General features: G+C 67.6%; 4 protein-coding genes. 1 reads left to right on the top strand and 3 read right to left on the bottom strand.

Going from position 1 to position 3194, the window contains the following annotated elements; genetic code table 11:
* Positions 1-168: 168 nt before the first annotated feature.
* Positions 169-1074: a DMT family transporter gene (locus AB1824_13350; protein ID MEW5765947.1), complete on the bottom strand. Its 906-nt coding sequence runs from the start codon at positions 1072-1074 to the stop codon at positions 169-171.
* Positions 1071-1394: a hypothetical protein gene (locus AB1824_13355; protein ID MEW5765948.1), complete on the bottom strand. Its 324-nt coding sequence runs from the start codon at positions 1392-1394 to the stop codon at positions 1071-1073. The genes AB1824_13350 and AB1824_13355 overlap by 4 nt, the downstream gene beginning before the upstream one ends.
* 177 nt (positions 1395-1571) lie before the next feature.
* Here AB1824_13355 and AB1824_13360 point away from each other — a divergent pair, with 177 nt between their 5' ends.
* Positions 1572-2564: a WYL domain-containing transcriptional regulator gene (locus AB1824_13360; GenBank protein MEW5765949.1), complete on the top strand. Its 993-nt coding sequence runs from the start codon at positions 1572-1574 to the stop codon at positions 2562-2564.
* On the opposite strand, the gene AB1824_13365 is transcribed toward AB1824_13360, so the two are convergent.
* A complete protein-coding gene (locus AB1824_13365; protein ID MEW5765950.1) occupies positions 2561-3016 on the bottom strand; it encodes a hypothetical protein in 456 nt (151 codons plus the stop codon). The genes AB1824_13360 and AB1824_13365 overlap by 4 nt on opposite strands.
* Between the last annotated feature and the right edge of the window lie 178 nt (positions 3017-3194).

Here is a 3194-nt window from a genome sequence, read left to right on the forward strand (position 1 = left end):
AACCCCTCCGGGGTTTCCCACCCTTCCCACAGTCCCTGCTGCGGTCAGAAGGCACCGCGTTTCGGATTGATTTTTACATGAGGCAACAAATACCATTTTGGGAAGATTCTTACGTGAGGCAACAGGGAGGGAGGTCAGGACGTCGGAAGGGGGAGGAGCCAGGCGAGATCAGGGCTCGTCGGCTTCCGCTCTTCGAGGCTCCTCGGCGAGCCAGATGCCGCCGAGGATGACGGCGGCGGCCAGAACCTTGTGGAGGGGGACGGGCTCGCCGAGGAAGAAGAAGGCGAGAACGAGGACGTACACGGGGACCAGGAAGATGTACTTGGCCGTGGCGGCGGCGCCGATCTCCTTGATGCCCTTGAGGTAAACGAAGTAGCCCAGGCCCGTTGCGGCAAGGGCCATGTACAGGACGCAGGCCCAGCCCAGCAGGGAGGCCGACGCGAGGCTCGAGACGGCCCCGTCCGCGAGAAGGCTCGGGCTGAGCAGGAGGGCCCCCACGGCCCAGGTGATCCAGGAAAGGTCGAGGGACGCGTAGAGGTGGGCCACGGGCTTGGAGAGAACGCTGTAGGCGGCCCAGGCGAGGGCCGCGCCGAAGGCCAGCAGGTCCCCGAGGTTAGGGCCGCGCGAGAGGAGAACCCGGAGCGCTCCGTCGGAGACGATCCACACGACGCCCGCGAAGCCCAGGGCGATGCCCAGACCCTTGCGCCAGGTCATTCTCTCCTTCAAGAACGCCACGGCGAGCAGCACCGTCATGAGGCTGTCGGTGGCGATGATGAGAGAGGAGTTTCCGGCCGTCGTGTACTTCAGACTGTAGTAGAACAGCACGTGGTAGCCGAAGATCCCCGTGAGGCCCAGTAGGAAAAGGACGAGCAGGCGCCGGGGCGCCCAGGCGCCGGGGGCGCTGGGCCTTCGGAAGGCGAAGGGGAGGAGGGCCGCCGAGGCGATCGTGAATCGCAAGAACGCCACGACTTCGGGCGGGAAGTCCCGGATGGCCCACTTGCCCGCGATGAACGAACCGGCCCAAACGAGGGGAAAGATCCAAAGCAGTATGGTGAAAGGGCGGAAGGCTCTCACGGACGCATGCACCTCGGAGCGTCCACAAGGCCCGGGACGAGAAGAAGGCCCGAGCCGTTCAACCGCACCGCCTCGACGGGGATCGGCACCGAGTTCGAGTGCGCCCAGGCCTCGATGCGTCCTTCGCGCACGAGGACCGTCTGGTCGCTCGGATGGGGGCCGGTCTCGGGGTTCACGACGGTGACATGAACGAAAGCCTCGGGAAACGGCGGGTCTTGAGCCGGAACCGCCGCGGCGGACCAGAGCGCGCCCAGGGCGGAGAGCCTCCGTGCGGCGGATGCCGTGCGGCGATGCCCAGCGGTCGGACGGCTGCGGGCCATGAGGTCTCCTCTCTCTCGGCGCGGGGCGGGAATACCGTCCCACCCATGGATGGAGATACGGGACGGGTTCCGGGAAGGTTTTGGCCGCCGCGTTGCCCCAGGCGCGGGAGTATGCTATACCCAGGCCCAGAGAATGCACGGGCCGTTCATTCTTCGCCGAAGAAAGGGAGGGGAGCCATGTCCCAGCGCCAGCAGCTGGAGCGGATCCTGGAAATCGACCGGCTCATCCGTGCGGGACGCTTTCCGAACGCCGACCGCCTGGCCGAGCGCATGGAGGTGAGCCGGAGGGTGGTCTTCAAGGACCGGGATTTCATGATCGAGCGGCTCGGAGCGCCCATCGTGTACGATCGGACCCACGGCGGCTGGGCCTACTCGGACCCCACCTTTTCGCTCCCGTCCCTCATGGTCACCGAAGGCGAGCTCCTGGCCTTTTTCCTCAGCGTGGAGTTGGCGAGGCGCTACCTGGGCACTCCTTTCGAAGGCCCCCTGCGCTCGGCCGTGGAGAAGGTGCGCGGCTCCCTTCGCGGGCCCGTCACGGTGAGCCTCGAAGACCTCTCGCGCCACTTCACCCTGGCCGCGCCGGCGGCCGCCCCCGCCGACGAGCGCACCCTCCTGGACCTCCACAGGGCCATCGTGGACAGGCGTCGCGTGGCCATGCGGTACTTCACGGCGAGCCGCCGAGAGACCTCGGACCGGGTGGTGGAGCCCTACCACCTCGTGAACCAGGCGGGGGACTGGTATCTCATCGCATGGGATCGGAAGCGGAGGGACTTCCGCACCTTCCACGCGGGGCGCATCCGTTCCTTCAAGGTCCTCGAGTCGGAGCCCTTCGCCCGACGCAAGGACTTCGACCCCTCCGCATGGATGCGCCAGGCCTTCCAGGTCCAGCTCGGCGCGACGACCGAGCGCGTCGTCCTGCGCTTCGACGCCGACCAGGCGCCCTACATCCGGGAACGCGTCTGGCATCCGACCCAGCAGGTCTCCGATGCTCCCGGCGGCGGCGTGGACCTCTCCTTCGAGACGAGCGGATTGGGCGGGGTCCTGCGCTGGGTCCTCCAGTACGGAAGCCACGTGGAGGTCCTGGCCCCCAAAAGCTTCAAGAAGGCCTTCGCGCGGGAGGTCAAGGCCATGGCCCGCAAGGTCAAGGCCGGCAAGGCGGAAGGGAACTAGATGACGGCCACGCCGAAGGATCGGAGGGCGCTCAAGAGTGCCTCGGGTTCGTCGGTCCCCACGTAGACGTGGCGGCCGCTCCGGAGGGTGAGGTCCACGGCGTCAAGGCCGGCCACTCGGTACAGCCAGCCCTTCGGCGCCAGCCGTATTCCGTAGCCCCAGAACCAGGGGACCCGCCGGACCTCGGCCTGTACGACATCGGCGAGCGGAACGCGCCGCCTCCACGCACCCAGCCCGAAGCGGAGGACAAGGGCTTCCCGGTCCACGGTCACGGTGAGAAAAGAGAACACGGCCCCGGCGATCAGCATGCCCGCGGGCGCCACGGAGAATGCGATCCGCGCCATCGGATCGCCCCGGTACTTGTCGAGGAGCAGCAGGGCGGGCACGAGGCAAGCCATCGCCACCATGAGGGCCAGGAGGAGGCGTCCCACTTGGGTGTGCCGGTACTCCATTCGAGGTCTCCCCGCGGGCGAGTGTACCATGGCGCTTTCCAGGGAAGAGCAGGCGCGGTACAGTGAGGCTTTCCGCCGCGGGCGCGGCGGAATCGAACCCAAGGGGGCTGATGTGAAGCGATGGTTGATCCTTGCGCTGGCAGCGATGGCGGCACTCTCGACCCGGGCCGACGGGGAC

It is taken from the genome of Acidobacteriota bacterium, assembly GCA_040752915.1.
In the GTDB taxonomy this organism is placed as follows: Bacteria; Acidobacteriota; UBA4820; order UBA4820; family DSQY01; genus JBFLVU01.

Coding starts and splice junctions, on each gene's coding strand:
- AB1824_13355 (MEW5765948.1), bottom strand. CDS start 1,394: ATGGCCCGCAGCCGTCCGACCGCTGGGCATCGCCGCACGGCATCCGCC.
- AB1824_13360 (MEW5765949.1), top strand. CDS start 1,572: ATGTCCCAGCGCCAGCAGCTGGAGCGGATCCTGGAAATCGACCGGCTC.
- AB1824_13365 (MEW5765950.1), bottom strand. CDS start 3,016: ATGGAGTACCGGCACACCCAAGTGGGACGCCTCCTCCTGGCCCTCATG.